Annotated in this window: 27 protein-coding genes; 12 read left to right on the top strand and 15 right to left on the bottom strand. The window is 72.0% G+C overall.

The window, feature by feature from the left end:
* Positions 1 to 88: 88 nt before the first annotated feature.
* Complete coding sequence (locus ACFWEJ_RS13230; RefSeq protein ID WP_377229658.1) at positions 89 to 1,375, bottom strand: ABC transporter substrate-binding protein; 1,287 nt, start codon at positions 1,373 to 1,375, stop codon at positions 89 to 91.
* Positions 1,376 to 1,575: 200 nt separating this feature from the next.
* On the opposite strand from ACFWEJ_RS13230, the gene ACFWEJ_RS13225 reads away from it, so the two are divergent.
* Positions 1,576 to 2,628, top strand: a complete 1,053-nt coding sequence (locus ACFWEJ_RS13225) for a LacI family DNA-binding transcriptional regulator (protein ID WP_377229657.1) — start codon at positions 1,576 to 1,578, stop codon at positions 2,626 to 2,628.
* A gap of 23 nt (positions 2,629 to 2,651) precedes the next feature.
* Here the strand turns inward: ACFWEJ_RS13225 and ACFWEJ_RS13220 are convergent, their stop codons facing one another.
* From ACFWEJ_RS13220 to ACFWEJ_RS13200, 5 genes are all read right to left on the bottom strand, one after another.
* On the bottom strand, positions 2,652 to 3,707 hold the full coding sequence (locus ACFWEJ_RS13220; RefSeq protein WP_377229656.1) for a sulfate/molybdate ABC transporter ATP-binding protein: 1,056 nt from the start codon (positions 3,705 to 3,707) through the stop codon (positions 2,652 to 2,654).
* Positions 3,704 to 4,495, bottom strand: a complete 792-nt coding sequence (locus tag ACFWEJ_RS13215; RefSeq protein WP_377229655.1) for an ABC transporter permease — start codon at positions 4,493 to 4,495, stop codon at positions 3,704 to 3,706. Before ACFWEJ_RS13215 ends, ACFWEJ_RS13220 begins: the two co-directional genes overlap by 4 nt.
* Before the next feature lies 1 nt (position 4,496).
* On the bottom strand, positions 4,497 to 5,288 hold the full coding sequence (modA, locus tag ACFWEJ_RS13210) for a molybdate ABC transporter substrate-binding protein (RefSeq protein WP_377229654.1): 792 nt from the start codon (positions 5,286 to 5,288) through the stop codon (positions 4,497 to 4,499).
* Positions 5,285 to 5,689: a molybdopterin-binding protein gene (locus ACFWEJ_RS13205; RefSeq protein WP_377229653.1), complete on the bottom strand. Its 405-nt coding sequence runs from the start codon at positions 5,687 to 5,689 to the stop codon at positions 5,285 to 5,287. Before ACFWEJ_RS13205 ends, modA begins: the two co-directional genes overlap by 4 nt.
* A gap of 69 nt (positions 5,690 to 5,758) precedes the next feature.
* A complete protein-coding gene (locus ACFWEJ_RS13200; protein ID WP_377229652.1) occupies positions 5,759 to 6,274 on the bottom strand; it encodes a CGNR zinc finger domain-containing protein in 516 nt (171 codons plus the stop codon).
* 84 nt (positions 6,275 to 6,358) lie between these two features.
* Between ACFWEJ_RS13200 and ACFWEJ_RS13195 the strand changes: the two genes are divergently transcribed.
* The gene (locus ACFWEJ_RS13195; protein ID WP_377229651.1) at positions 6,359 to 7,228 is read left to right on the top strand and encodes an alpha/beta fold hydrolase; all 870 of its coding nucleotides are present in this window, start codon (positions 6,359 to 6,361) and stop codon (positions 7,226 to 7,228) included.
* A gap of 466 nt (positions 7,229 to 7,694) precedes the next feature.
* Here the strand turns inward: ACFWEJ_RS13195 and ACFWEJ_RS13190 are convergent, their stop codons facing one another.
* Together ACFWEJ_RS13190 and ACFWEJ_RS13185 are read right to left on the bottom strand one after the other, a co-directional pair.
* On the bottom strand, positions 7,695 to 9,020 hold the full coding sequence (locus tag ACFWEJ_RS13190) for an NAD(P)/FAD-dependent oxidoreductase (protein WP_377229650.1): 1,326 nt from the start codon (positions 9,018 to 9,020) through the stop codon (positions 7,695 to 7,697).
* Positions 9,021 to 9,254: 234 nt separating this feature from the next.
* Positions 9,255 to 9,443, bottom strand: coding sequence for a hypothetical protein (locus ACFWEJ_RS13185; protein WP_377229649.1), 189 nt, complete (start codon positions 9,441 to 9,443; stop codon positions 9,255 to 9,257).
* Positions 9,444 to 9,528: 85 nt separating this feature from the next.
* Between ACFWEJ_RS13185 and ACFWEJ_RS13180 the strand changes: the two genes are divergently transcribed.
* Complete coding sequence (locus ACFWEJ_RS13180; RefSeq protein ID WP_377229648.1) at positions 9,529 to 10,089, top strand: GNAT family N-acetyltransferase; 561 nt, start codon at positions 9,529 to 9,531, stop codon at positions 10,087 to 10,089.
* 71 nt (positions 10,090 to 10,160) lie between these two features.
* Here the strand turns inward: ACFWEJ_RS13180 and msrA are convergent, their stop codons facing one another.
* A complete protein-coding gene (msrA, locus tag ACFWEJ_RS13175) occupies positions 10,161 to 10,715 on the bottom strand; it encodes a peptide-methionine (S)-S-oxide reductase MsrA (protein WP_377229647.1) in 555 nt (184 codons plus the stop codon).
* The gene (gene msrB / locus ACFWEJ_RS13170) at positions 10,715 to 11,203 is read right to left on the bottom strand and encodes a peptide-methionine (R)-S-oxide reductase MsrB (RefSeq protein ID WP_377229646.1); all 489 of its coding nucleotides are present in this window, start codon (positions 11,201 to 11,203) and stop codon (positions 10,715 to 10,717) included. The genes msrA and msrB overlap by 1 nt, the downstream gene beginning before the upstream one ends.
* A 219-nt stretch (positions 11,204 to 11,422) precedes the next feature.
* Here msrB and ACFWEJ_RS13165 point away from each other — a divergent pair, with 219 nt between their 5' ends.
* From ACFWEJ_RS13165 to ACFWEJ_RS13145, 5 genes are all read left to right on the top strand, one after another.
* Positions 11,423 to 11,911, top strand: coding sequence for an alcohol dehydrogenase catalytic domain-containing protein (locus ACFWEJ_RS13165; protein ID WP_377229645.1), 489 nt, complete (start codon positions 11,423 to 11,425; stop codon positions 11,909 to 11,911).
* Positions 11,872 to 12,189, top strand: coding sequence for a zinc-binding dehydrogenase (locus ACFWEJ_RS13160; protein ID WP_377229659.1), 318 nt, complete (start codon positions 11,872 to 11,874; stop codon positions 12,187 to 12,189). The genes ACFWEJ_RS13165 and ACFWEJ_RS13160 overlap by 40 nt, the downstream gene beginning before the upstream one ends.
* Positions 12,190 to 12,351: 162 nt before the next feature.
* Positions 12,352 to 13,719, top strand: a complete 1,368-nt coding sequence (locus ACFWEJ_RS13155) for an NAD(P)-binding domain-containing protein (RefSeq protein WP_377229644.1) — start codon at positions 12,352 to 12,354, stop codon at positions 13,717 to 13,719.
* Positions 13,716 to 15,053 carry a TRAP transporter large permease subunit gene (locus ACFWEJ_RS13150; RefSeq protein WP_377229643.1) on the top strand — a complete coding sequence of 446 codons (1,338 nt, stop codon included), beginning with the start codon at positions 13,716 to 13,718 and terminating at the stop codon, positions 15,051 to 15,053. Before ACFWEJ_RS13155 ends, ACFWEJ_RS13150 begins: the two co-directional genes overlap by 4 nt.
* An 11-nt stretch (positions 15,054 to 15,064) precedes the next feature.
* Entirely contained in the window at positions 15,065 to 15,337 is a 273-nt protein-coding gene (locus tag ACFWEJ_RS13145; protein WP_377229642.1) for a hypothetical protein, read from the top strand.
* Between the two features lie 110 nt (positions 15,338 to 15,447).
* On the opposite strand, the gene ACFWEJ_RS13140 is transcribed toward ACFWEJ_RS13145, so the two are convergent.
* Both ACFWEJ_RS13140 and ACFWEJ_RS13135 read right to left on the bottom strand, forming a co-directional pair.
* Positions 15,448 to 16,227: an IclR family transcriptional regulator gene (locus ACFWEJ_RS13140; RefSeq protein WP_377229641.1), complete on the bottom strand. Its 780-nt coding sequence runs from the start codon at positions 16,225 to 16,227 to the stop codon at positions 15,448 to 15,450.
* Between the two features lie 119 nt (positions 16,228 to 16,346).
* Complete coding sequence (locus ACFWEJ_RS13135) at positions 16,347 to 16,943, bottom strand: TetR/AcrR family transcriptional regulator (RefSeq protein WP_377229640.1); 597 nt, start codon at positions 16,941 to 16,943, stop codon at positions 16,347 to 16,349.
* Between the two features lie 89 nt (positions 16,944 to 17,032).
* Between ACFWEJ_RS13135 and ACFWEJ_RS13130 the strand changes: the two genes are divergently transcribed.
* From ACFWEJ_RS13130 to ACFWEJ_RS13120, 3 genes are all read left to right on the top strand, one after another.
* Positions 17,033 to 18,007, top strand: a complete 975-nt coding sequence (locus tag ACFWEJ_RS13130; protein WP_377229639.1) for a ketopantoate reductase family protein — start codon at positions 17,033 to 17,035, stop codon at positions 18,005 to 18,007.
* A gap of 147 nt (positions 18,008 to 18,154) precedes the next feature.
* Positions 18,155 to 19,264, top strand: a complete 1,110-nt coding sequence (locus ACFWEJ_RS13125; protein ID WP_377229638.1) for a serine hydrolase domain-containing protein — start codon at positions 18,155 to 18,157, stop codon at positions 19,262 to 19,264.
* A 4-nt stretch (positions 19,265 to 19,268) separates the two neighbouring features.
* Positions 19,269 to 20,054, top strand: a complete 786-nt coding sequence (locus ACFWEJ_RS13120) for a MerR family transcriptional regulator (protein ID WP_377229637.1) — start codon at positions 19,269 to 19,271, stop codon at positions 20,052 to 20,054.
* Between the two features lie 122 nt (positions 20,055 to 20,176).
* Here the strand turns inward: ACFWEJ_RS13120 and ACFWEJ_RS13115 are convergent, their stop codons facing one another.
* The 3 genes from ACFWEJ_RS13115 to ACFWEJ_RS13105 form a co-directional block, all read right to left on the bottom strand.
* Positions 20,177 to 20,404 carry a DUF5302 domain-containing protein gene (locus tag ACFWEJ_RS13115; RefSeq protein WP_377229636.1) on the bottom strand — a complete coding sequence of 76 codons (228 nt, stop codon included), beginning with the start codon at positions 20,402 to 20,404 and terminating at the stop codon, positions 20,177 to 20,179.
* A 126-nt stretch (positions 20,405 to 20,530) separates the two neighbouring features.
* Positions 20,531 to 21,013, bottom strand: coding sequence for a transcriptional regulator NrdR (gene nrdR / locus ACFWEJ_RS13110; protein WP_377229635.1), 483 nt, complete (start codon positions 21,011 to 21,013; stop codon positions 20,531 to 20,533).
* Between the two features lie 162 nt (positions 21,014 to 21,175).
* Complete coding sequence (locus tag ACFWEJ_RS13105; RefSeq protein ID WP_377229634.1) at positions 21,176 to 21,670, bottom strand: LysM peptidoglycan-binding domain-containing protein; 495 nt, start codon at positions 21,668 to 21,670, stop codon at positions 21,176 to 21,178.
* A 191-nt stretch (positions 21,671 to 21,861) separates the two neighbouring features.
* Here ACFWEJ_RS13105 and lexA point away from each other — a divergent pair, with 191 nt between their 5' ends.
* Positions 21,862 to 22,677, top strand: coding sequence for a transcriptional repressor LexA (gene lexA / locus ACFWEJ_RS13100; RefSeq protein WP_376770121.1), 816 nt, complete (start codon positions 21,862 to 21,864; stop codon positions 22,675 to 22,677).
* Positions 22,678 to 22,704: the final 27 nt, after the last annotated feature.

Below are 22,704 nucleotides of genomic sequence, written 5' to 3'. Positions count from 1 at the left end.
GGGCGGGGCGGAGGGCGGCGCGCTCACGGCGCGCGGCGCGGAGACAACGGCCACGACGGACCCCTCTTCCTCGATCGGTCGGACCGGGTCACAGGCGGGCGATCGCGGCGTCGGCGATGCCGGCGAGCTGGGCGATGGCCTGCTGCGCGGTCTGCTGGCCGACGACGGCGGTCTCGAGGGTGGGCTTGATCTTCTCCCGGATCTCCATCCAGGCCGGGGTGCCGCCCTCGGACCGCGCCTTGTCGAGGTTCTCCAGCGCGAACGCGACCATCGGGTTGCCCTTGACGTAGTCGCTGTCCGCGAGGTCGGAGATCGCGGGCACGGAGCCGCGCTGCTCGGAGGCGACCAGCACTGCGTCGGGCGAGCCGAGGAACTCGACGAGCGCCCGGGCGGCGGCCGGGTTCTTGGAGCTGGCCGACTGCGAGATCATCGTGCCGCCCTGGAGCATCGCCGGCCCGGTGTTGCCGAGCACGAAGGTGCCGACCTTGTCGATCAGCTCCGGGTTCTGCTGCTGGAGCTGCACGTACAGCGAGTTGTTGGTCATCATGATCGCCGAGGTGCCCTGCTGCAGGGTGGTCGGCTGGCCCGCCTCGGTCGTGAGGGCGAAGTCGGCCGAGCCGTCCGCCACCATGTCGAGGAAGAGCTGCAGGGCCGCGACCCCCTCCGGGCTGTCGAACAGCACCTCGCGCCCGTCGGCCGAGAACAGCTCGCCGGAGTTGCCGAACAGGAACGTCTCCCAGCACTGGCGCAGGTCGATCGAGAACGGGTCGAACCCGGCGCGCTGGAGGGTCCCGTCCTTGTCCCGGACGGTGAGCTCCTTGGCGATCTCGCGCAGCTCGGCCCAGTCCTTGGGCGGGGCGGTGATCCCGGCCTCCTCGAAGAAGTCCTTGCGGTAGGCCACGATGCGGGTGTCCAGCACCATGGGCAGCGCGTAGAGCTTGCCGTCGAACCGCGACGGCTCCAGCACGCGCTCCTCGTAGGTGTAGCGCGTGGCCAGCGACTCGGGCAGGGGCGCGATCGCGTTCTTGTACGCGAACGGCGGGATCCAGCCGACGCCGAGCGTGACGACGTCGGGCATGAGGCCGCTCGCCAGGCCGGTCGTGATCTTCTCGTTGAGGGAGCCGTAGTCCGTGTAGTCCACGGTGACGTTGACGTCCGGGTACTTCTCGTTGAACTGCTTGAGCAGCTTGCCCTCGAGCGTCTCCTTGCCCGTGGCACCCTCGAACAGCGCGCACAGGAAGGTGATGTCGCCCTCCGCGGGCCCGGTGACGTCGGCTGCGGGTGCGCCGCTCCCGCTCGTCGTGGCGCAACCCGCCATGACGGTCGCGGTCCCGAGGCCCATGGCCGCGATGAAGCTGCGACGGCTGAGTTCCATGACTTGCCCTTTCGATCGGCACTGATCTCCACGCAGGGCGGGAGTCAGCTGTGACTCCCGGTGTAACGATGCACTGACGATAAGGGGGCCATCAGGCAGGGGTCAAGTGCCGATTTATGGACTATGCTCGGACCTGTTCAGTCCATCGATGCACTGGCTGATGGGCCTGAATCCCGATCCGGAGGGGGCCGCACGCGCACATGGCTGGAGTCACGATCCTTGACGTCGCACGAGCGGCGGGGGTGTCCACGAGCACGGTCTCGAACCTGCTCAACGGCCGGACCGACCGGATGCTGCCCGAGACGCGGCACCGGGTGGAGTCCACCATCCGCAAGCTCGGCTACCGGCCCAACCGCGCCGCCCGCCAGCTGCGCACGGGCAAGCCGCAGGTCATCGGCCTGGTGGTGCCGTCGGTCGGCAACCCCTACTGGGGCGCGCTCGCGCGCCACGTCGAGGCGGCCGCGCTGACCCAGGGCTACCACGTGCTGCTCTGCAACTCCGAGCGCGACCCCGAGCGCGAGCGCCAGTACGTCGACGAGCTCGTCTCCGACGGCATCCGCGGCATCGTCCTGTGCTCGTCCCTGCCCTCCCTGGAGCACGTCGCGAGCCTGCTCGACGACGGCCTGCGGCTGGTCGCCTTCGACCGCACCGCCCAGGCGGACGACCCGGCCGGCCTGATCAACGTGAGCGTCGACAACACGATCGGCGCCGAGCTCATGGGCGACCACCTCGTCTCGCTCGGCCACCGCCGGATCGCGTTCGTCTCGGGTTCCATCCGGTCGATCAACCGCACCGAGCGGTTCCAGGGCTTCCTGCGCGCGCTGGAGCGCGCGGGCATCGCGCGGCCCGACGTCGTCACCTGGCCCGGCAGCATCGTGGACAGCACCTTCGGCGACGTCGAGGCCGCCGAGCTGGGGCGGGTCGCCACCACCGAGCTGCTCACCGGTCCCAACCCGCCCACCGCGATCTTCGCCGTCAACGACATGACGGCCATCGGCGTGTGCCGCGCCGTGCGCGACGCCGGGCTGGAGGTGGGCCGGGACGTCTCGGTCGCGGGCTTCGACGACATCGTGCTCGCCGAGCTGTACTCACCGGCCCTGACGACCGTGCGGCAGCCGATGAAGGAGATGGCGGCCGCCGCGTTCCGCGCCCTCCACGAGCCGGCGGACGACGACGCCGCGAGCCGGGGCAGCTCGCTGCTCTTCCGGCCCGAGCTCGTGGTCCGGGACTCGACCGGGCCGGCGGCGTCCTGACCCGCAGCGCGGGCCGTCCGCCGTCAGGTGGCGTAGACCGCGATCTCGGTCGCCTTGACCACGAAGTAGGCCGGCGAACCCGGGGCGAGGTCGAGCTCGGCGGCCGCTTGGGGCGTGACGTCGGCGCTCAGCTCCTCGGTGCGCACCCGGATCTGTCCGCCCTGCGGCTCCAGGTGGGTGATCGTCACGCGGAGCGCGTTGCGCGGGCTGCCGCCGGGGTCGTCGAGGAACACGGACACGGCGTGGGGCGGGAACACCGCCACGGCGGCGTCGCCCGCGCGGGGCGTCGGCCCGTCGGGCCGACCCTCGATCCGCAGGCCCGCCGGGGTGAGCACCGCGCCGTCCCGCCAGGTGCCGGTGATCATGTTCAGCCCGGCGATCTGGGCGGTGAACCGGCTGCGGGGCTGGGCGAGCACCTGCGCGGTCTCCCCCTGGTCGACGATCCGGCCGTCCTCGATGACGGCGACCTCGTCGGCGAGCAGCAGGGCGTCCAGGGCGTCGTGCGTGACCAGCAGGACGGTGCGGTCGGCCAGCACCCGCCGCAGGGTCTGGCGCAGGGCCGGGGTCACGGCGACGTCGAGGGCGGCCATCGGCTCGTCCAGGAGCAGCAGCCGCGGGTCGGCGGCCAGCGCCCGGGCCACGGCCGCGCGCTGCGCCTGTCCGCCGGAGACCTGGGCGGGGCGCCGGTCGGCCAGCTCCTCGATCCCGACCTCGCCCAGCCAGTGGCGGGCGACGGTCCGGGACCCGGCCCGGCCCGCGCCGCGGCTGCGGGGGCCGAACGCGACGTTGTCCAGCAGGCTCAGGTGCGGGAACAGCAGCGGCTCCTGCGCCAGCAGCGAGACCTGCCGGTCGTGCGGGGCGACCAGGACGTCCCGCTCGCCGTGACCGGCGACGGTCAGCGGGCGCCCGTCCAGCACGACCCGCCCGGTGTCCGGGCGCAGCAGCCCGGCGGCCACCGCCAGGGCGGTGGACTTCCCGGCGCCGTTCGGGCCCAGCAGCGCGAGCGTCCGTCCGGGGGCGATGTCGAAGGTGAGGTCGACGCCCCGGTCGGCCACGGCGGCGTCGTAGTGGAAGGTCACAGGCTGCTCCTGCCCTGCCGGGCGAACCCGATCACCAGGATCGCGACCACCACCAGCACCAGGGACAGGGCCACGGCCGCCTGGGCGTCCGTCTCCCGGCGCAGGTAGATCTCCAGCGGGAGGGTGCGGGTGACGCCCTGCAGGCTGCCGGCGAACGTGATGGTGGCGCCGAACTCGCCCAGCGACCGGGCGAACGCCAGCACCGCGCCGGAGACCAGGCCGGGCAGCACGAGCGGCAGCGTGACGCGCCGGAACACGGTGGTCGGGCGGGCGCCCAGCGTGGCTGCCACCACCTCGTACCGCTGGCCGGCCGTGCGCAGCGCGCCCTCCAGGCTGACCACGAGGAACGGCAGCGCGACGAACGTCTGCGCCATGACCACCGCGGTGGTGGAGAACGCGACCTGGATGCCGAGCACCTCGAACGTCTCCCCCAGCAGCCCGCGCCGCCCGAACGTGTACAGCAGCGCGATGCCGCCGACCACGGGCGGCAGCACCAGGGGCAGCAGCACCAGGGAGCGCAGCACGCCCTGCCCACGGAAGCTCGTGCGGGCCAGGACCAGCGCCATGGGGACGCCGAACAGGACGCACAGCAGGGTGCTGGTGCCGGAGGTGCGCAGGCTCAGCAGCAGCGCCTCGACGGAGGCCGGCGAGACGAGCAGGTCGAAGAACCGGCTCCACGGTGTGCGCAGCACGATCGCCGCCAGCGGGAGCAGCACGAAGGCCGCTCCCGCCGCGGCGGGGACGAAGATCCAGGCCGGGACGCCGACCCGGCCGGGCGGGGCCGCCATGTCAGGGGGCCGGCGCGAACCCGGCGTCGTGCAGGACGGTCTGCCCGCCCTCGGCCAGGACGAGGTCGACGAACTCCTGGGCCAGGTCGGCGTTCACGCTCTCGGCGACGGGCGCGATCGGGTAGACGTTCACCGCGGCGGCGGACTCGGGGAACTCGATGCCCTCGACGTCGTCGCCGGCGCCGATCACGTCGGTCACGTACACCAGCCCGGCGTCGGCCTCACCGGAGGTGACCTTGGCGAGCACGTCGGTCACGGACTGCTCCTCGCTCACCGGGGCGAGCTCCAGGCCGGCGGAGTCGGCGACCTTCTGGGTGGCGGCGCCGCACGGCACCTCCGGGGCGCAGATGACCAGGTTGAGGTCGCCGGCCAGGTCGTCGAGGCCCTCGACCCCGGCGGGGTTGCCCGGGGGCACCGCGATCTCCAGCGTGTTGGACGCGAAGGCGACCGGCTCGGCGCCCTCCAGCCCGTCCGCGGTCAGCTTCTCCATGTTGGCCTCGTCCGCCGAGGCGAAGACGTCGGCCGGAGCGCCCTCCTGGATCTGCGCCACCAGGTCCGAGGAGCCGGCGAAGTTGAACTCCACCTGCACGCCCTCGTGCGCCTGCTCGAACTCCTCGCCGATCTGCTCGAACGTCGCGGTCAGCGACGCCGCCGCGTACACGGTCAGGGTCGTCTCCTCGGCGACGGCGCCGTCGTCCGCCGCGTCGGCGTCACCGGACCCGCCGGACCCGCAGCCGGCCACCGCGGCGGCCAGCACCAGTGCGGCGGTCGTGATCGAGAGCGCTCGCCTCATGATTCTCCTTTGGCTGTTTCCACGATCACCGTCGTGGACTTGATGACGGCCACCGCGACCGAGCCCAGCTCCAGACCCAGGTCGCGCACGGCCTCGCTGCTCATGAGGGACACCACACGGAACGGCCCGCACTGCAGCTCGACCTGGGCCATCACCGCGTCGGTCCGGATGTCGGTGACCAGCCCCACGAACCGGTTGCGCGCCGAGCTCGCCGTCCCGCCGGGCGGGCCGGGCAGAGTGGCCTGCTGGCGCGCGACCAGGGCTACCTCGTACCCGTCCACGACCTTGCGGCCCGACTCGTCGGCTCTCGCCGTCAGCAGGCCCTTGTCGACCCACCGGCGCACGGTGTCGTCGCTCACCCCCAGGTAGGTGGCGGCATCTCGGATCCTCATGTGCGGCACGCGGACGATCCTAGCGCCGAGGAGTCGGACGCCGGGACACCTTCCGGCCACGATCTGCGGATCTGCTGTCTACCCTTCGGAGGTCCGCGTGCGCTGGTAGTGGCGCCGAGCCTTGAACCGGTTGCCGCAGAGGGCCATCGAGCACCAGCGAGCGGTGTTCGCGTTGCTGCGGTCGAGCAGGAACCGGCAGCACTCGGGATTCGCACAGGGCCGCAGCCGGTCGGGGTAGCGCTCGTCGACCGCCACCCAGGCGAGCAGCGCACGCGCCGCGAGCCGCTCCTCCGCGGACGCCTGGAGCTCCCAGCGGACGGCGCCGTCGCGCACCCGTGGACGCAGCTCGATCCGCTCGACGTCAGCGGCCAGCGGCTGCGGTCCGGAGCCGTCGCGGACCGCGCGCTCGATCGCGTCCCGGACGTGCCGGAGTGCCGCGGCCTCCTCGGCGGAGCCGCCCCCGTCGCGCGCCGCGGCCCAGTCTGCTGCGGCGACCGGGTCCGCGAGCTCGTCGACCCGCTCCCCGTCGACCACCGGTGTCGTGTTCAGCAGGTCCAGCAGCAGGTCCTCGTCGTCCCGGGTGACCAGATCCATCTCTAACCCCCTTAGTCGGTGTTGACAGGTTAGCACTCGCGCTGTTCTCATAACCAGACCACACCGATCGAGAGGGTTAGCATCATGGTCGCCATCCATCACCGGTTCACCGACGTCGACGGGCACCGGATCTTCTACCGCGAGGCCGGACCGGCGGACGCGCCCACGGTCGTCCTGCTCTACGGCTATCCGACGAGCTCGCACATGTTCCGCGCCCTGATCCCCCGGCTCGCCGAGGACTACCACGTCGTGGCGCCCGACCACCTCGGCTTCGGGCTCTCGGACGCCCCCGGCGTCGACGAGTTCGACTACACCTTCGACGCGCTCGCGCGGATCACGGCCGGGCTCCTGTCGAACCTGGGCGTCACCCGGTACGCGATCTATGTCCAGGACTACGGTGCGCCGATCGGCTGGCGTCTCGCACTTGCTGACCCGACCGCGATCACGGCGATCATCAGCCAGAACGGCAACGCCTACGAGGAGGGGTTCGTCGAGAGCTTCTGGACGGACGTGTGGGCGTGGGGGCAGGAGCAGAACGAGCGGACCGAGCCCGGTGTGCGCTTCGCCCTGAGCCGGGAGGCGATCCGGTGGCAGTACCTGCACGGCGTGCCCGACCCCACGCTGGTGGATCCCGGCACCTGGGAGCACGACCTCGCGCTCGTGTCCCGCCCGGGCAACGACCTGGTCCAACTCCAGCTCTTCCGCGACTACACCACGAACCGGCCGCTGTACCCCGAGGTACAGCAGTACTTCCGCGACTCGCAGGTCCCGCTGCTGGCCGTGTGGGGAAGGAACGACGAGATCTTCGGCCCCGCCGGCGCCCAGGCCTTCGCCCGGGACCTGCCCGGCGCACGGATCGCCCTGCTGGACGGCGGGCACTTCCTGCTCGAGTCCGCCCTCGACGAGACCTCCGGCCTGATCCGCGACTTCCTCGGGACGGCCCTGGCCCGATGACGTCGGGCCGGTCCGGCGTCGCCCGAGCAGCTCACGCCATGGCCGCCCGCGCGCTGCTCCACAGGGCGCCGGGATTCGCGCGGTCGAGGGCGGCCGGACAGGAGATCCGCGGGATCTGGCCCGGGAAGAGCCTCCCCCACGATCCGTCGCGCGCCTCGGACCGGGTCGCGGCCGAAGGACCCGACCCACTCGACCAGCTCGGCGTTCTGGTCGACGGAGAGATAGGTGTCCACCAGGACGGCGTCGTGGTCGCCGAGGATCAGCGTGGCGGAGTTCGCGACCCACCGGAGGTCCTCGGGACCGTACGGCAGGTCCCGCGTGAGCCCCGGTCGCGTCGCGGTGCGCACGGCATAGGTGAGGCCGGTTCCACCTGGCATCCCGGCTCCCTCCGTCGGTTGCGGACGACCGATCCCCCCAGCATCGGCGCGCGGTTCGGACGGCGCACTTCCAGGTCGTACCGACCGGGTCAGCTGCCCTGCTGTGGTGGGCCGGGCTCCTGGGGCCCTGTGGTGTCGAGGGGCACCGCCGCGGAACGCACGATCCCGAGCTGGACCGACTGGCGGCCCAGCACGGCGTCGAGCAGCCAGTCGACGGCGGTGCGGACCCGATTGCCCGGCATGGAGATCAGGTGGTACCCGCGGGTCACGGCCTTCGCCAGGAGCCCCGACATCGGGATCTGCAGCGGGTTCGCGGCCGCCTGGAGCCCGCCGAGGTCCACGACGAACCCGAGGTCGTGGTGCTTGTACGCGCGGACGGTGCCGTACCCGAGCGACGCCGCGACGTTCCGGCCGGCGAGCGCGCCCTGGCGGCTCGCGTGCTGGGCGGTCATCGCCGTGACCTCGCCCGGCCGGGTGACGTCGGGCACGGCCGCGGCGTCCCCGCACGCGAACATGCGCGGCCGTCCGGGCACCTCCAGCGTGGTCTCCACGACCAGCCGGCCCTTCTGCGTCTCGAGCCCGGTGTCGCCGACCAGCGGGTCGGGCCGCACGCCGACGCACCACACCAGCGTGCGGGACGGCACCAGCTCACCGGTGGTGAGCCGCACGCCGTCGGACATCGCCTCCTGCACCGAGGCCCCGGTCTCCACCCGGACGCCGCGGCCGCGCAGCACGCGGTCGGCCGCACGGGACAGCCGCGGGTCGAGCTCGGGCAGCACCTTCGGGGCGAGGTCCAGCAGCATCCAGCGCATCCGCTGGTTCGCGAGCACGGGGTGCCGCCGGCGCAGCGCCTCGGTGAGCAGCGGTCCCTGCGCCGCGACCTCCGTGCCGGTGTAACCCGCGCCGACGACGACGAACGTGCAGCGCGCGTCCCGCTCCGCGAGGTCGTCCGTCGCAGCCGCCAGCTCCACCTGACGGATCACGTGGTCACGCAGGTACAGGGCCTCCGCGACCCCGCGGAAGCCGTGCGCGTGCTCGGCGACGCCCGGGACCGGCAGGAGCCGGGTGACGCTGCCCGCCGCGACGATCAGCCGGTCGTAGCGCAGGGTGTGCGTCCCGCCCTCCGGGTCGGTGTACTCGACGCGGTCCTCGTCCGCGTCGATCGCCGTCACGTCGCCGAGGGCGAGCCGCACCCCGCGCAACGTCGCCGGGATCGAGACGGTCACCCGCCGGGGATCGATCACGGCGGCCGCCACCTCCGGCAGCAGCGGCAGGTAGAGGAAGTAGTCCGTCCGGTTCACCAGGACGATCTCGACGTCGGCCGAACGCGGCAGCGTGCGACGCAGCGCTCGCGCCGCGTTGTAGCCGGCGAAACCGCCCCCGACGATCACGACTCTTGTCGGACTCCCACTCATCGCTACCTCGCTCGATCTCGTCGTTGACACCCGCGTACGGAGGATGGGCAGAGCTCACCTCCCTGACCGTGCCACGGCCACCGCCGCTGCGCACGCTCCCGGCGGCACGTCATGGACGGCAGGTAGACGACATGGCCCCGGCGAACGTGACACTCTCCTCGTGCACCGGAGCCTGAGGCGCTCCACGTCGTTCGTGCGGAGCCGGAGGGCGGATCTTTCGTCCGTTCCTGACCGCTACGACGCGGCGCGGTCCGGGGCGGCGAGGCTTTCCAGGTGGGCGATGGCGACGTCGACCGCGATGGCCATGGGCTCGACGTCGCGGGCCGTCTGCGCGAGGAGATAGCCGCCCTGGAGGGAGGCGAGGAACCCGACCGCGAGGCGGGAGGTGTCGATCGAGTCGTCCAGCACGCCGGCGCGCTTCATCCGGCCGAGGGCGCACGCGAGGCACGATCCCTTACGGCCGCCCGCGAAGCGTGCGCGGCTGTGCGATCCGCGATGGAATGGACCCATGAGCCATCGAGTCACGATCGACGGCACCACGATCGAGACGCAACACCTGCGCCTTCGGCCCTGGCAGCCGGACGACGCCGTCGGGGCGCTGGCGATCTACGGGGAGGCCGACGTCGCCCGGTGGCTGGCCCCCGCGATGGACAGGATCGACGACCCCGAGCGGATGCGGGAGATCATCGAGCGCTGGGCCGCCGAGCACACCGGGACCGGACGGCCGACGGGCCGCTGGGCGATCGACGACCTCGACAGCGGGAAGCTCGTCGGTGCCGGGCAGATCCTCGGTCTCCCCCCGGAGGGGGAGGACCTCGAGCTCGGCTACCAGTTCGCGCCGAGCGCCTGGGGCCGTGGGCTGGGGTCCGAGACCGGTCACGCGCTCGCGCACTACGCGTTCTCCCATGACGAGGAGGAGGTGTTCGCCGTCGTCCGCCACGGCAATCAGCACGGCATCAGGACGGCGCGCGAGATCGGCATGGAATGGGTCGGTGAGACGACGAAGTACTACGACCTGAGGCTTCAGGTCTTCCGGCTGCGCAAGGGCGATCTCGACGTGCCCGGGTAGAAGGCTGCCGGGTGAGACGCCCGGGAGGCGGTGCGTCGCCCACCGCGGTGCGGTGGGCAACGCCTGCTCGGTCAGCTGGCGGCGGCGCTGCGCCGGGGAAGCACCCAGTTCGGGCGCGGGTAGTGGCAGGTGTACCCGTTCGGATAGGTGATCAGGTAGTCCTGGTGCTCGGGCTCGGCCTCCCAGAAGGGTCCTGCGGCCTCGATCGTCGTCACCGCCTTTCCGGGCCAGAGGCCCGACGCGTCGACGTCGGCGATCGTGTCGCGAGCGACCTCGTCCTGCTCAGGGGTGAGCGGGAAGATCGCCGAGCGGTAGCTCGTCCCGACGTCGTTGCCCTGCCGGTCGAGGGTCGACGGGTCGTGGATCTGGAAGAAGAAAGCCAGGATGTCGCGGTACGTCGTCGCGCTCGGGTCGAAGACGATCTCGACGGCCTCGGCGTGCCCCGGGTGGTTGCGATAGGTCGCATGGTCGTTCCGGCCGCCGGTGTAACCGACCCGGGTGGCCAGGACGCCGGGCTGCCGGCGGACGAGGTCTTCCATCCCCCAGAAGCAGCCGCCCGCGAGCACTGCCGTCTCCGTCCCGGGCGTGCGCGTGACCTGCCCGGTGTCCTGTGTTCCGCTGCTCATCAGTTCTGCACCTCTTCGTTCGGCTCGGACTCGGACTCGGACTTGGACTCGAACAGGGCCAGGTACTCGCCGTAGCCCTCAGCCTCCAGCTCGGCGACCGGGACGAAGCGCAGTGCCGCCGAGTTCATGCAGTAGCGCTCACCCCCGCGATCCGCCGGACCGTCGCCGAACAGGTGCCCGAGGTGGCTGTCCGCGGCGGTGGAGCGCACCTCGGTACGCACCATCCCGAACGACCTGTCCGTCACGGCCCGCACGGTGCCTGCGCCGATCGGCCTGGTGAAGCTGGGCCAGCCGGTGCCGCTGTCGTACTTGTCGGTAGAGGAGAACAGGGGCTGGCCGGAGACCACGTCGACGTAGATGCCGGGCTCGTGGTTGTCCCAGTACTTGTTCCGGAACGCCGGCTCCGTACCCCCTTCCTGCGTGACACGGAACTGCGTCGTCGTCAGCCGGCGCAAGGCCTCGGGCGAGGTGTTGTAGTCGTGTGCCATGTCGGCTTTTCCTTTCTGACGCCCCTGGGAGGCGTCGTCATGAAGCACAACACCGTGGCCCCCGGTTGTGGTCCCGGCGCCCGACGGCCGTCCTGGTCTCGTGGGTGTCACCGTCCGCCGTCGTCTTACCCGGCACGTAAGACGTCGGCGTCTCACGCCGCTAACGGTGACGAACCGAAATACGGTTGAGGGCACTTGAGCGAGACAGGGAGGCGCCCGATGAGAGCCGTCGTGGTGACTGACGAGGCCGCGGGTACGGCCGGGATGACCTTGGCCGATCGACCCGAGCCTGAGCCGGCCGGGAACGACGTCGTCGTGGAGGTCCACGCGTCGGGGTTCACCCCGGGCGAGCTGACGTGGCCAGGCACCTGGACCGACCGCCTGGGGCGCGACCGGACGCCGTCGATCCCCGGGCACGAGGTGGCCGGTGTCGTGAGCGCGCTCGGCTACGGCACGCGCGGCCTGTCCGTCGGCCAGCGGGTGTTCGGGCTGGCCGACTGGACCCGGGACGGCACGCTCGCCGAGTACGCGGCCGTCGAGGCACGCAACCTCGCGCCGCTCCCCGGCGACGTCGACTTCACCGTGGGCGCGAGCCTGCCGATCTCGGGCCTGACCGCGCTGCGCTCGACCTCGGCGCGCAGGAGTTCGTCGACCTCGACGGAGACGCGCTGGAGGACGTCGGTGCGGTCGACCTCGCCTTCGACATGATCGGCGGAGACATCCAGCGACGGACGGCCGCCCTGGTGCGAACAGGAGGAACGCTCGTCAGCATCGCCGGCCCGCCCGAGGCGCGGCCGGCCGACGGGCTGGCCGTCGACTTCGTCGTCGAGGCCGACCGCGCCCAGCTGAGCGAGCTCGCCCAGCGGGTCCGCGACGGGCGCCTGCGGACGAAGATCGCCCGCGTCGCGAGCCTGGACGAGGCGGTCGCCGCGTTCAACCCCACCGAGCGGGCCAAGGGCAAGACGATCATCCGCGTCCGCCCGTAGACGAACGGGCGCCCGCCAGGCGACAACGGCCGCCGACCAGGTCTGATACCCGGTCGGCGGCTTTCGCGCGCCCTCCGGCAGTTGACATCGCCCGGTGACCCAGCGCACACTCTCGCGACAGTGTGAAACACACTTTCATTCTATGAAACGAGGAGTGCGACGATGCACATTGCGATCCTTGGCCTGGGCGAGGCCGGGAGCCTGTACGCGGCCGGCTTCGCGGCCGCCGGGACCCGGCTCACGGGCTACGACCCTGCCGACTCGACCACGCCTCCGGGCGTGCTGCGTCAGGCCACGGTCGCCGACGCCGTCTCGGACGCCGACCTGGTGCTAAGCCTGACCGGCGCGCGCCACGCGCGGTCCGCGCTGGAGCAGGCGGTCCCGGCGATGCGGGCCGGCGCCTGCTTCGCGGACATGAACTCGGGCTCGCCGGCGCTCAAGGCCGAGCTCGCGACGCTGCTCGGCGAGCGCGGGGACCTCCGGTTCGCCGACGTCACGGTCATCGGCTCGGTACCCGAGCACGGGGCGGCCACCGCCCTGGTGGTGTCCGGCGACGGCGCGGAGGACGTGCGGCAGGCGTTCGCTCCCCTGGCCGCACCGGTCGACGTGGTCAGCGACCGGCCGGGCGACGCCGCGCGGCGCAAGCTCCTGCGCAGCATGTTCATGAAGAGCCTGGGGGCGAGCGTCGTCGAGGCGCTGGCCGCCGGGCAGGCCGCGGGCGACCTGGACTGGCTGCGCGGCCAGATCGCCGGCGCCCTGGCCGACGGCGTCCCGGGGATGGACCGGCTCGCCGACGGCACGACCAAGCACGGCGAACGACGCGGGCACGAGGCGCGCGACGCCGCGGCGATGGCCGCGGAGCTCGGCATCACCGCGACCATGACGCTCGCGGCGGCGGACGTGCACCTGGGCGCAGCACGACAGGCCGGCCGTCTCGAGGACTCCCTGCTTGCCGCCTACGCGGGCCTGGCCAGCGCCAACATCGGTGACGCCCGGCAACGCCTCGGCCTGGTCGACTCGGGCATCAGCGCGATGTGGCCGGGCGCCGCGGTGGTCGGCCGCGCACGCACCGTATTCTGCCGTGCCGGGGAGAACGTCGGGCTCAGCCAGGCGCTGGAGACGGCCCGCCCCGGGGACGTGCTCGTCGTCGACGGACAGGGTGACGTGGCGCGAGCATTGATGGGCGAGCTCATCGCCGAGCGCGCACGCAGCAAGGGAGTGCGAGGGATGGTCATCGACGGAGCGGTTCGCGACGTCTCCGTGCTCGCCGAGATCGGTTTTCCCGTCTGGGCCCGGGCGGTCACGCCCGCGGGCCCGTACAAGTTCGGTCCGGGCTGGGCGGGGCGGCCGGTCGCGGTCGGCGGCGTCGTCGTCAACCCCGGCGACCTCGTGGTCGGGGACGACGACGGCGTCGCGATCATCCCGGCCGCCGAGGCCGAACAGACCCTGGCGGACGCCCGCGCCATCGAGGCCGACGAGGCGGGACGTCGCGCCGCGATCGTGGCCGCACGCACGGAGGCCTCCGCATGAGCGCGATCTGGGCCCTGGTCGTCTACATCGCGGCGATCATCGTCACCAACGCGGTCCTCAAGCGGAACATCGGCGAGTCGATGATCGCCGGGTTCGTCGTCGTCAGCCTGTTCGCCGGCCCCGACATCCTGCACGTCATGACGGGCGCCCTGACCGAGGCCATGCAGGAGGAGGTCACGTACGCCGCGATCGCGTTCGTCGTCGCCTCGTACCTGATGAGCCGCACCCCGATCCTGGACCGCCTCATCGACATCATGAACTCGCTGTTCGGCAGGGTCCGCGGCGGTCCTGTCTACACCTCGATCCTCGGCGGCGGCGCGATGGGGGCGATCGCCCACATCGGAGCTGCGGTCACGGCCTCCGTGGGCTCGGTGACGATCCCCTGGATGAAGCGGTCGGGCGTGAGCCCGGCCATGTCGGCCACCGTCGTGGCCGGCTGCGCCGGCATGGGCATCACGTTCCCGTTCAGCGGGACCATGTTCATCCTCATCGGCTCCGCCGGCGTCAGCCAGCTCCTGGAGCCCAACGAGATCGTGCTGCCGCTCCTGGCGGCGGGATTCTGGTGCCTCGCCTACCGCATGTTCGCGGCCTGGATCATCGTCCGTCGCCACGGCATCCAGGCGATGGATCCCGCCGACGTCGTCCCCACCCGGCGCAGCCTCCGGACCGGCTGGACGTCGCTGCTGCTGTTCGTGGCCATCCTCGTCCCGGTGCTGGTGACGGTCGGCCCGATGGGTGCCGGGCTGTCCGCCTGGACCGGCGTCGACGTCTCGGACGCCATCAGCCTCATCGTCTGGATCCCCGTGCTGCTGGTGACGCTCGTCCTGTTCCTCGGACGCCGGCACCTGCCGCGCACGGCCTCCGGCTGGTGGACGACGCTCGGCGACAGCGCGCCGCGGATCGGGGTCATCGGCGTCACGATCGTGGGCGCCTTCGCGGCGTCGAATGTCCTGTCCGAGCTCGGCCTGCCCGCGCAGCTCACCACGCTCCTGAGCGCTCTCGACGCACCCCTGTGGCTCCTGGCCATCGCGGTGGGCGTCCTGGTCGTGGCCGTCGCCATCCCGCTGACCGGGTCCGCGACCATGGCCGCGATCGGCCCGGTGGCGGTCACCGCCCTGGTCGGCGCGGGCGTCCCCGCCCCGGTGGCCGCGGCGGCGGTCCTCGTCTTCGCCTCCACCGAGGGGGCCTCACCGCCCGCGGCGGCCCCGATCTACGTCGCCAGCGCGATCGCCGGCGTGGACCCGGTCCGGACGTTCAAGCCGCTGCTCGCCTACTTCTGCCTGCCCATCCTCGCCCTCGGGGTCCTCATGGTCCTCGGCGTCCTGCCCATCTAAGGACCAAGCCAATGCTCATCACCAGCACCCGCGCGGTGTTCACGTCCGCCATCATCCTGATGCTGCTCGGCGGGGCGGTCATCGTCGCCACCCAGGTCGCGGGGCTCGTCGCCGGGCGCGGGACGTGGCTGACCGCGGTGACCGAGAGCGTCGGGCCACCGACACTCGTCGCCGCGAGCATCGCCGGGATCCTCGCGTTCGCCCTCTCCTACGCCCCAGGTGCCGAGACCGACGACGACGTCCGGGACGACACCGAGCACCCCGCCCCGACCGACCGCCGCTGAGCCGACGGGACCAGGTCCCGACGGGAAGAGGTCCGGGCAGGACCCGGTCCGGGCAGGACCCGGTCCTGGCAGCAGCACGCGGCCAGGACAGGGTTCGCCCCGCCGGGCGGTTACCGGGCGCGCGGCAGGGAACGCCCGATCGCCGAGGCGGCCCGGCGGACCTCCTCGGCGTGCTCGACCATCTGTTCGCGGGGGTGCTTCTCCGCGGGTCCGGCCGCGGACACCGCCGCGATCACCCGACCGGAAGCGTCGCGGACCGGCACGCTCGCCGCGACGATGCCGGTCTCACGCTCACTCACCGAGACGTGGAAACCTCGTTCGCTCAGGGCGTCGAGATCCCCGCGCAGGGCGGCGACGTCGATCGGCGCGTCCTCGCCGAGCTGACGGACGTGCTCGGCCAGGGCCGCGAGCTCGACGTCGTCCATGTCGACCGCGAGCGCCTTGCCGGCTCCCAGGTGCAGCGGCAGCCTCCGTCCGACCGGGAGCTGGTAGCGCATGGGTTCCGCGCCGTCGACCCGCGCGACGAGCACCCGTTCGAAGCCGACCCGCTCGTACAGGGAGACGGTGAGGGAGGTGCTCGCTGCCAGCTCCCGCAGCACCGGGCTCGCGGTGCGCGTGAGGACGTCCGAGACGAGGAACCCGTGCGCGGCGGAGAGCACCGCCGGGCCCAGCCGGTGCGCCTTTCCCTCGCTGACGACGTACCCGCGTGCGGCGAGCACGGCGAGGATGCGCAAGGTCGTCGCCGGGTTCAGCCCGGCGGCGCGGGCGACCTCGGACAGTCGCATGGGCTCGGTGTGGCGCTGCAGCACCTCGAGGACGTCCAGGGCGCGCTCCAACGACCGCATGGGTGTCGCGGGCCGCTCCTGACCCACCTCAGTCGTTGCCGCCACCCGTCCTCCGATCGGTCAGAACCCGCTGCGGCGGGCACCCAGCACGTCGGACAACAACATAGCCCGCCGCCGGGGGCAGCCCGACCGCGGACCGGCGAGCGAGGCGAGCTCGCCCTCCTCTACGACCGGACACGCCGACCACCCGTGGGCGGCAGGCGCAGCCCGTCCAGCAACAGCGTGATGACGCCGTCGGCCTCGGCCCGCCAGTTGTGGCGGTGGTCATGGGCCGCGCCGATGCCGTGCAGTGCCATCATGACGGCGCCGGCGTCCGCGTCGGCCCGGACGGTGCCGTCTCGCACGGCGTCGGCCACCAGGTCGCCGACGGCCTCCTCCAGCACCTGGCCACCCTCGGCGAGCGCACCCGAGCGGGTGGTCATGAGAGTGGCCAGTGTCCGGGCGAGACCCTGGTAGGCGCCCATGTGGTCGACCATGCCGCGCAGGAAGACCGCCAGGGCCTCGTCCGCGGGCAGCGTGGCACGCAGCTCGCGGGCGCGTGCGCTGAGCGCGGCGACCTCCTCGTGGTAGACCGCCTCGGCCAGTGCCTCCCGGGTGGGGAAGTGGCGGTACAACGTGCCGGTGCCCACGCCTGCCAGGCGGGCGAAGTCGTCGAAGCGAAGGTCGAAGAAGTCGCCGGCGTCGAGAACTTCCCGGGCCGTTGCGAGCAGGGCCTCACGGTTGCGCCGGGCGTCGGCCCGCAGCGGCTTGGCGGCGTTCATGGATACCTCCCGTTGACAAGTGGAGACCATCTCCATATCTTTCAAGTGGAGACGATCTCCGGTTTGAGCCTAACCCATCGAGGTACGACATGAAGATCCTGATGTTCGGACGAGGCGTCATCGCCACCGTGAACGGCTGGGCCCTGGAACAGGCCGGGCACGACGTCGAGTTCTACGTCCGCCCAGGCCGCGCGGCGACCTACGGGGAGACGGTCGACCTCGATCTGCTCGACACGCGACGGCGCGTGTGGGGGAAGCCCGTGGTCGAGAGGTGGCCGGTGCGCTACCGCGAAGAGCTGGAGCCGGGTCACGACTTCGACCTCATCGTGCTGAGCGTGCAGCACTACCGGCTTGCGGAGGCGGCGGCCTTCCTGGCTCCACGCATCGGCGCGGCAACGGTGCTGGTCCTCAGCAACATCTGGACCGAGCCGCTGGCCGCGATCGGGGACCTTCCCCCCGACCAGGTCGCCTGGGGCTTCCCGCAGTCCGGTGGCGGCTTCGGCGAGAACGGCGTGCTCCGCGCGGCAATACTGCCGTCTGTCGTCCTCGGCACCTTCGGCACGCCCCCGACCGAACGCGAGCGGACCGTGCGCCGGCTGTTTCGCGAGGCGGGGTTCCGGATCCTGGAGCAACCCGACCTCCGCGGCTGGTTGTGGATCCATTTCGCGGCGGACGCCGGCCTGCACTCGCAAGGCCTGAGGCTGGGGTCGCTGGCCGACCTGGCCGGAGCGCGGCGCGAGCTGCGCGAAGCACTGCTGGCCGGCCGTGAGCTGCTGCCGCTCCTCGAGGCGCGCGGTGTCGACCTGCGGCGTCATCGAGGCAGCGTGCTGCCCATGCGCGCCCCGACCTGGCTGACGGCCTCGGTGCTCGCCTGGCTGACCGCTCATGTCGCGCCGGCCCGGTTGAGCCTCGAGACACATTCCGACCCCGAGGCCGAGGAGCCGCGAGCAGTCTGCCGGGACGCCCTGGCCGAGGCGCGGCGGCTGGGCATCGCGGTGCCGCGACTGGAGGCGGCGGAACCGAGCTTCGCCCGCCAGGGCCCGTCCCGGGCACCGACCTCGTAGCGTCCACGGCGGCGTCCGGTCGAGACCCGCGGCTCCGAACATCGAGTGACGCACGTCACGGTTGCTCCTGACCTGAGGTCAAGGTGGACGGTTCTCGCATCGGCAGGACGCCGAAGAGAACCGAGCGCTTCGAAGGAGCGAACCACCATGACCACCACCGTTTCCAACCAGGCCGCCGACCGTCTCCAGCGGGCGATCGAGGCGATCGTCGATCCCGGCATCATCGGCCTGTCGGTCCGCGTCAACGACGAGCAGGGCGAGTGGGTCGGCACCGCCGGCGCGGCAGAGGTCGGCGGGGACGTGAAGCCGCCTGCCGACGGTCACATCCGGATCGGCAGCAACACCAAGACCTTCACCGCGACCCTGGTGCTTCAGCTCGTGGCCGAGGACAGGATCGGCCTGGACGACGCGGTCGCGGACCACCTGCCTGAGTTCGGGATCGACCAGCGGATCACGGTGCGGATGCTGCTCCAGCAGACCAGCGGCCTGTTCAACTTCACCGGCGAGGTCTACGAGGACGGCTCGATGGTGTTCGGTATCCCCATCCCTTACGGCCCCGACGGCAAGGAGTGGCTGAACAACCGGTTCAAGACCTACCGGCCCCAGGAGCTGGTCGAGCTCGCGTTGTCCAAGCCTGCGCGGTTCGAGCCCGGGGCGGGCTGGAGCTATTCCAACACCAACTACGTCCTGGCTCGCCTGCTCATCGAGAAGGTCACCGGCCGTACCGTCACCGAGGAGATGCAGCGGCTGATCCTGACCCCGCTCGGCATGTCGCACACCGTGGTCCCGGAAGACGCGGAGATCGCCGAGCCGCACGCCCACGCCTACTACCGGTACGACGAGGACGGCGGGCCGCGCACGGTCGACATCACCCGCCAGAACCCGTCCTGGGTCTCCGCCGGCGGTGACATGATCTCGACCACCGAGGACCTGCACACGTTCATCGCCGCGCTCACCGGCGGCAAGCTCCTCCCGGACGAGCTGCGCGAGGAGATGTTCACCCCGCGTGCGACGGGCATCCCGAACATGGGCTACGGGCTGGGGGTGTTCGTGCTGACCACGGACGACGGTGCCACCGTGATCTCCCACAACGGCGCCGCGGTGGGCCACGCGGCGCTCATGTACGCCACCCCCGACGGGGCGAAGACCCTGACCGCCGCGCTGAACTGCGTGGACGACGCGAACCTCACCGTCGCCGCGGCGTTCCAGGGCGCCCAGCAGCGCCTCCTCGACGAGGTATTCGGCTTGGCAGGATGAGCAGATGCACAACGGAGTCACGATCGGCCAGGCGGCCGCGTTCGTCGGCATCACGATCAAGACGGTGCGGCACTACCACAAGCTCGGCCTGGTCACCGAACCCCGACGCGACGGCTCCGGATACCGGCGGTACGGATCGGACGACCTGCTCAGGCTGGTACAGGTCCGTACCCTGGCCGCCGCCGGGGTACCGCTGGCCGAGATCGGACCCCTGCTCGACGCCGACGCCGCGCTGTTCGCCTCCGCGCTCGTCCAGGTCGAACGACAGCTCGACGAACACATCGCGGAGCTGACCGCACGGCGCGCCATGCTGCACCGCCTCGCCGACGGCGACCGGGCGCTGCTGCCCGACCGCGCCGTGGCCCTGCTGGAGCGGATGCTCGGCCTCGGATACCCCGAGGACGAGGTCGCGGCCACCAGGGAGGGCTGGGTGCTGGCGCGAGCCCTGGTCCCCGAAGGCTTCGACGACTACCTCGCCCAGTTCGAGCACGCCCTGCAGGACACCAGGCTCATCGCCCTGACCAGGCGCGTCGCCGAAGCCGCGACCTGGGAGGCGGACGACCCCCGCATCGACCGCCTCGCCGCCGATGCGGCCGACCACTACCTCGCCGACCCCGCACTGCTCAGGACCGTCACCAGCATGCAGGCACGGACCGACACCGCGCCCCGGTACGCGATGATCGCCCGCCACGGTGACAAGCCGACACCGGCCATGGCACGACTGTCCGCGCTCTTCGAGTCCAGACTCCGCGCCGCCGGCGTCCGCATCCCGAGGTCCGACCCCCGTTGACCGCGAAGCGAACCGGCCCCGTCCACGTCGCCGGCAGCGCCGGCAAGGTTGGGGCGCCCCGCGAAACGACGAAGGCCGCCGACCAGGTCAGATACCCGGTCGGCGGCCTCGGTCGAGCAGGCTCAGCCGGACTTGCGGCGGAACATCTTCTGCACGGGGCCGGTCGTCTCCGAACCGTGCACAGAGCCCGTGTTCACGTCGCCTGCGGCGGTACGGCCGCGTGCGGCGTTCTTCCGGTCCAGCGCTTCCTTGAACCGCGCCTTCGCGTCAACGCTCGGCGCGGTCGCGGCCTTGGGCGCCTCAGCGTCCTGAGCCACTGCCTCCTCGGCACCAGGCTTCTCGTCCGTCACACCGATCACCTCCTCCTGTTTCGGGGGTCCCTCGATCGGGTCCGTCGTCGGCCCCAGCCTGCCCCACCGCACGCCAGGGTGCCAATCGCTTTTCGTCCGTCGCCGGCGCGCGGGCCGTTCCGATCGCTACGCCTGCGCGGCGGCACGCTCCGCATCACGCTCGGCGCGCTCGGCGCGCAGCGACGTGATCGCGCTCTCGAAGTCCTCGAGCGAGTCGAACGACTGGTAGACGCTCGCGAACCGGAGGTAGGCCACCTCGTCGAGCTCGCGAAGGGGGCCCAGGATGGCGAGGCCCACCTCGTACGCGTCGATCTCCGCGCTGCCGTTGCTCCGCAGGGTCTCCTCGACCCTCTGGGCCAGGATCGCCAGGTCGTCGTCGCTGACGGGGCGACCCTGGCACGCCTTGCGCACGCCCGCGGCGACCTTGTCGCGGCTGAACGGCTCGGTGGCGCCGGAGCGCTTGACGATCGACAGGCTCGCGGTCTCGACGGTGGTGAACCGCCGGTTGCAGTTCGGGCACTGCCGCCTGCGCCGGATCGACAGGCCGTCGTCGGCGGTCCGCGAGTCCACCACGCGCGAGTCGGCGTGGCGACAGAACGGGCAGTGCATGCTGACTCCTGCGTGGTCGGCCACGGACCGGAGAGATCCGGTCGCGCCCCGACCGTAAGCGGGCAAACCACCCCCATGCAACATCGCCGCAACATTTGACGGCGAATCGTGGCCTCCGTCCACTTCGTCGGGGTGTCCGGCCACTTTTCGGCGGCCTTCCCGTCACTCCTTCGGGAGCAGGAGGAGCTCGCCGACCCGCACGGTGCCCGACGTCATCTCGTTGAGGTCCTGCAGCCGCGCGACCGCCTGCCGCACGTCCTCCCCGGGCTTCGCGACCTGCTCGGCGAAGCCCCAGAGCGTCTCCCCCGGCTGCACCGCGTGCACCCGGACCTCCGTGGGCTCGCCCGGCGAGCTGGCGACCGCGGTCGCGCCCCACGTCGCCATCGGCGCGACCACGAGCATCGCCAGCAGCACCAGCACGACCCGGCCGCGCCGCGTGAGCCGCAGCCCCGCGAGCCCGAGCCGGTCGGCGAAGGTGCGCGGCCCGCGCGGCGCGTACGAGGAGGCGGCCGGGCGGGGCCGAGGCGGCGCGGACGCCCGGCTCTGCGTGTACGCCGGGTCCGGCCGGTAAGCCCGGACCGCGCTCGATCCGGGCACCGACGCATACGCCTGCCCGTACGCCGGGGTGTACTGCCGCAGCGGGATCACGTCCCCCATGGCCCCTCCTCGAAAGGTGACTCGAACTGTTGTCCGTCATACACACGTTCGTCGAACGCTCGTACCATTGTGTAGCACGGGACACCGTAGAAGTCGAGACACGCTCGAACATTCGTTTGAGCCGAGCACATTTGTGATCTAGAGTGGGCAGCGCACAGGAGAACATTTGTCGGAACGGGAGGGGCACGGGCATGACGGGACGGGACGGGACCAGCGACACGAGAGCCGTCGACACGGCACTCTCGGGTGTCGCCACGTTGGACGCGCCGGGCGACGGGGCGGTCGCCGACGTGCACGCGATCTCGCCGGCAGACCGCCTCACCGAGCGGCAGCGCCTTGTGCTGGACACGATTCGGCAGTCGTTCGAGACGCGCGGATACCCGCCGTCGATGCGCGAGATCGGCGAGGCCGTCGGGCTGGCCAGCCCGTCGAGCGTCAAGCACCAGCTCCAGATGCTGGAGAAGAAGGGCTTCCTGCGCCGCGACCCCAACCGGCCGCGCGCGATGGAGCTCGTCGAGCCCCTGGCCGAGCAGGTCGAGAAGCCGACACGCGGCGAGATCCACTGGCCCGAGCCGCGGCGTAGCGGCCAGGTCCACTGGGGCGGTTCGGTGCCGGACGACGCGAGCACGCCGCCGCCGTCGTACGTGCCGCTCGTCGGCCGCATCGCGGCCGGTGGGCCGATCCTCGCCGAGCAGGTCGTCGAGGACGTCTTCCCGCTCCCCCGCCAGCTCGTCGGTGACGGCGAGCTGTTCCTCCTCAAGGTCGCGGGCGACTCGATGGTCGACGCCGCGATCTGCGACGGGGACTGGGTCGTGGTGCGCCGCCAGAACGTGGCCGAGCAGGGCGAGATCGTCGCCGCCATGATCGACGGCGAGGCCACGGTCAAGACGTTCAAGCAGACCGACGGGCACGTGCTGCTGCTGCCGCAGAACCCGGCCTACGAGCCCATCCCGGGTGACGAGGCGCAGATCCTGGGCCGCGTCGTCGCGGTGCTGCGCAGCCTCTGACCGCAGAGAAACAGACAAGGCCCGGCC

Origin of the sequence: Promicromonospora sp. NPDC060204, from assembly GCF_042728455.1 — a bacterium.
Taxonomy (GTDB): domain Bacteria; phylum Actinomycetota; class Actinomycetes; order Actinomycetales; family Cellulomonadaceae; genus Promicromonospora.
Note: the sequence above shows the minus strand (reverse complement) of the source record. Positions and strands in the feature narration are given on the sequence as shown.